Consider the following 4,344-nt stretch of genomic DNA (forward strand, 5'->3'; position numbering starts at 1 on the left):
AGGCCCTCTATGACCTTGGGATCTTCAAGGGCTATAGCGACCACGGCTTCCACCCGAATGACCTCTTGACCCGCGCCCAGTTAGCCATTCTGGTCGACCGCGTCCTCGGTTCGGCCAAATAGGCAGATCTAAGGGCTGTCCCCAGTCTCTGCCAGTATGTGTGAAGGGGCCAGCTAAGGCTGGCCTATTTTTTTCCTCAAACGGCTGTGGGCGAGGAGTGCTTTCCGATGTCCGTGGCCCCAATGCCCCCCTCATCCGGGAGCAGGTCTGGTGGCTGAGCGTACCCCCTTAGTGACCAAGTGGCAGCGGCTCAGTACAGCCGGCCGAGAAACCACCCGTGGAGGCCTTGTCGCCTCCGCGGGTATCGTCATGCTCTTCAATATCCTGGCGAAGGTGCTGGGCTTCACTCGTGACGTCATCCTAGCCGGCTATTTCGGTGCGGCCAGAGCAACGGACGCCTTCTACGTCGCCCTGAACTTGCCTCAGACCTATCTAGCCAGCATCGGGGGAGCCATCGGGACAGGTGTGCTCCCGGTGGTGACCGAGCTGAGGGTCCAGGGCAAGGAGGACGAGGCGCGGGTCGTTGCCTCCACAATCTTGAACCTGACGATTGCGGTGTCGGCAGCCGTTGCTCTAGGCGGGGTGGTTCTGGCGTTGCCGATAATGCGACTCGTGGCCACCGGGCTGGCCCCGGAGACCCTGGCCCTTTCCGCCAGCTTAGCCCGCCTGCTCTTTGTTGTCTTCGTTTTCGTGGGCGTGGGTAGCGTACTGGGCCTTCTGCTCAACTCCCTTAAGGATTTCGCCGTCCCAGCAGCTAACCCGGTCCTCGTCAACATTTTTACTATTGCCGTGGTAACGTGGCTGGCCCGGGACCTTGGCATGTACGCCGCGGTCTACGGCTATGCCGCCGGTGCCATAGTCCAGTTCTTGCTTCAGGGCTACTGGCTCCGGCGGCGAGGGTTGCCACCGGGGCTGTCCTTCGACCTTCATCACCCGGCCGTCCGCCGAGTCCTTACTCTGGCTGTTCCGGTCTTGGCCGGATCTATTGTCGGGGGCATCTACCTCACTGTGGACAACTGGCTGGCCTCTCATCTGGCCGAGGGCAGCATCGCGTCAAAAACTTTCGCCTTGAAGTTGATTCAGGTGCCAGTGGGCATCCTGAGTGCCGCCATCGCCACAGTGACCTTCCCCACGCTTTCTGAGAGAGCCGCTCGCCAGGACATTGCGGGACTGGCCGACGTGACCACCTTCGGGCTCCGTGCAGTAGCCTTGGTCACGATACCTGCGGCTGTTGGTCTGGCCGTCCTCAGAATTCCGGTTGTCGGAGTCCTTTTCGAACGAGGGGCTTGGAGCGCGGAGGCCACGGCCTCGACATCAGCTGTGCTTTTGTACTACGCCCTCGGCATCTTCGCCGTGGCGGCCACCCCCGTGCCCGCCAGAGCCTTTCAGGGGATGCAGGACATGGTCACTCCGCTTTTCTTGGGCGTCGGGGTAGCCTGTCTGAACATCGTTCTTGACCTGATCCTGATCCGGCCGCTCGGGCTGGTGGGCCTGCCTTTGGCTAATTCGGTGGCGGTCACCCTGGGTCTGGTGGCCTACTACTATCTGCTCAACCGTCGCGTTCACGGCCTTCCGGGGACGAAGCTCGCTGCCTCGCTGGCGAAGATTGTAGCTGCCTCGGTTGCCATGGGCCTCGTCGTCTGGGCAGCCGTACCGGTCGTCAGCCGATTAGTGCCGAATGATGGCACATTGATCGAGGCGAGCAAGCTGCTAGCCCTTATCGTCCTCGGCGGCCTGGTTTACCTTGCGGCCTTGATCGCCCTTCGCCAGGACGACGTCCAGTCGTTGGGATCCCTGCTCAGGAGGACGCTTGCCAGGGCTCGCTGACTGCTTAGGCTGAGGCATTGGAGGACTTCCCATGCGCCGCCTCGTGACCGGCGGAGCCGGCTTCATCGGCTCCCACCTCACCGAAGCCCTGTCGGAACTGGGCCACAAGGTGGGGGTGGTCGATAACCTGTCGACCGGCTCCCTGGATAACCTGGCCGCCCAGGTGAACGTGCGGGATTCGCTCGAGCACCCAACGGCTGATGCCAAGGCGAACGTCCTTGGCTCGGTCAACGTCCTCGAGAACTCCGTTCGGACTCTAGTTTGACACCCCATTTACGCAAATCGTTGCAGCTGGAAGGCTACAACGATCAAGGGCAGGACGTACCACAACACGGGTCGGCTCGGGGAATGACCACCCAGTAAAGAAACAGGCGGGGCCCTCAATCGAGGACCCCGCCTTGGTATTCTGGCCGGTACTTTCGCTCACGGCATCTCCGGCCGATACCCGCTGGCCACGTCAGCCCACTTCACATAATAAGCGCGGCCCCCATTATCCCATCCACAGAAGAACCCATCGCGGGTCCCGACGGCCTCGAACCCGCCCCCGCTGCTGCCGCCGCCCGCGCCTTCGGCCTTTCGCACGCCCATCTTGCCCCAATTCCCATCCCCGCCGTAACTGGCCACCCACTTCCCATCCACCGACCAGGCCCACGTCGACTGGGACCCGTCGACCTCCGCCGACATGGGGAAGGCTTCGATGGTGGCCCCGACGGCCCTCCCGTTGATGACCCAGAAATTGCCGTCCGGGGACCACGAGAACGGCTCGACGGTGATGTACTTGGGGCCGTCGATGACCGTGGCGGTGTGGGCGGCCTTCTCGGCCAGGTCATAGACGCGAACCTCGCCGCCCCCGCGCCGGTCGCCGACCGCGGCCACCTGCCCGCCATCCCTCGACCAGGCCGGCCCGGAGCGGACGTACCATTCGCTCGGCGGCAGGTAGATCCGGACGAACTCCTTGACCACTTCGGCCTGGCCATTCTCCAGATCGATCAGGACCAGGTCGTTGGGGATCAGGCTGGTCTCGGGATCCCGCGAGGCCCCGGATTCGAAGTCGGGCACGAGTCCGGCCAGATGCCGCCCATCGGGCGACACCGTCGGGTGCCGGAAGTTCTCATGCGGCTGGGCCCACTCCCTGGTCTTCTGGCCGTTCAAATCGATAAGCTCGCAGCGCTTGTCGACCAACCGCACCACCGCCCCGGAGCCCGCCCAGCCGACGTAGTCCCCGCCGTCCGGCAGGACCGTGGCCTTGCCGGTGGTCAGATCGATCACCCGCCAAACCACCGGGCCGGGCTCCAGCCGCGAGGTCGAGGCGGCGTACGCGCCGGCCAGTAGCCGCTGGCCATCCGGGCTCACGTACGTCGTCATCAGGTCGGTCGGGACCGCGGCCACGTCCTTTTCGGCGCCGGTGGCCGGGTCGTAGGCATAGAGCCTCGGTGCTTCGCCGGTGTAGGCCACCGGCAGGCCGCCGAGCACCCACAGGCCGTTGGTGCTCCTCGCCTGGTTGACATCGATCCGCACGACCGCCGGCGGTGCCTCGCTCGTCCAGGTCAGTCTCTTCCCGCCGGCCCACTCCAGCTTCCCGGTCAGGTCCTTGAAGGCGCTCTCGACGGTCGCCTTCTCCATCTCCTGGGTGAAGGTGACCCGTAGCTTCAGCGGCCGCATCCCGAGCACATCGCAGGCCGCCACTTCCCGCCAGCGCCGGCCTTCGGACACCTCGAGCTTGGCCCGGGGCTCATCGACCCGCTTCATCACCAGTTCGAAGGAATCGGCCCCGCCGACCAGGGTGGCCGACTTGATCCTGAGGGTGATGGTTTCGTCTTCCTGGCCCTTGGGCACGATGTATTGGGCCCAGCCCTGGGTGTAGTTGTCTTCGGTGATGATCCGGGCGCTGCCGCCTTCGACCGTCACGTTCTGCTTGAACCAATCGGCCGAGGGGGCCGGCTTGAAGGACGCGTGCAGGATGAACCGCCCGGTCCCGACCATCGTCTTGGCGCTTTCGTAGAACATGGCGTCGGCGATGTGGACGCCGCTGCCGCCGACCTCCTCGCCGATACCGACGCGAACCGAGAGGAGAGCCGGGCGTTCGGCCGTGCCCTCGGGCGGTTTCGGGGCGTTGGCCTGCGATTCGTTGCCCGGGAAGGGCCTGAACTCGGCCTTCGGCTTGGCCTTGGCGCAGCCGGCAGCGGCCGTGATCAGGGCCGTGACGGCCAGCGCGGCAACGAGGATGGCGGCCATATTGGCCCGAGGTTTGCGCGCGGAGGATCTCATCTTGTGGTCTCGTCCCCTTCCTTGGAAAACCGGCCATGGAGTTGGACGAGGTTAGCGCCGGAAAGGTTTCGCCGGAAAGGTTTCGCTATTGACCACCTGGTCAACCGGCGCTATAATCTCCCATGGAGACTCGTTGACCACCTGGTCAATCGGCTCGCAATCGGGCCCAGGCAATCGGGACCCTAATCG

3 protein-coding genes are annotated in these 4,344 nt (G+C 64.5%); 2 read left to right on the plus strand and 1 reads right to left on the minus strand.

The window, feature by feature from the left end:
• Window positions 1-270: 270 nt before the first annotated feature.
• The gene (gene murJ, locus VGL40_12005) at window positions 271-1,887 is read left to right on the plus strand and encodes a murein biosynthesis integral membrane protein MurJ (GenBank protein ID HEY3315985.1); all 1,617 of its coding nucleotides are present in this window, start codon (window positions 271-273) and stop codon (window positions 1,885-1,887) included.
• A gap of 31 nt (window positions 1,888-1,918) precedes the next feature.
• Window positions 1,919-2,152 carry a GDP-mannose 4,6-dehydratase gene (locus VGL40_12010; GenBank protein ID HEY3315986.1) on the plus strand — a complete coding sequence of 78 codons (234 nt, stop codon included), beginning with the start codon at window positions 1,919-1,921 and terminating at the stop codon, window positions 2,150-2,152.
• Window positions 2,153-2,310: 158 nt separating this feature from the next.
• On the opposite strand, the gene VGL40_12015 is transcribed toward VGL40_12010, so the two are convergent.
• Window positions 2,311-4,155 (minus strand): hypothetical protein, encoded by a 1,845-nt coding sequence (locus VGL40_12015; GenBank protein ID HEY3315987.1) that lies wholly within the window; start codon window positions 4,153-4,155, stop codon window positions 2,311-2,313.
• Window positions 4,156-4,344 lie beyond the last annotated feature (189 nt).

It is taken from the genome of Bacillota bacterium, assembly GCA_036504675.1.
Classification (GTDB): Bacteria; Bacillota; Sulfobacillia; order JAJYWN01; family JAJZPE01; genus DASXUT01.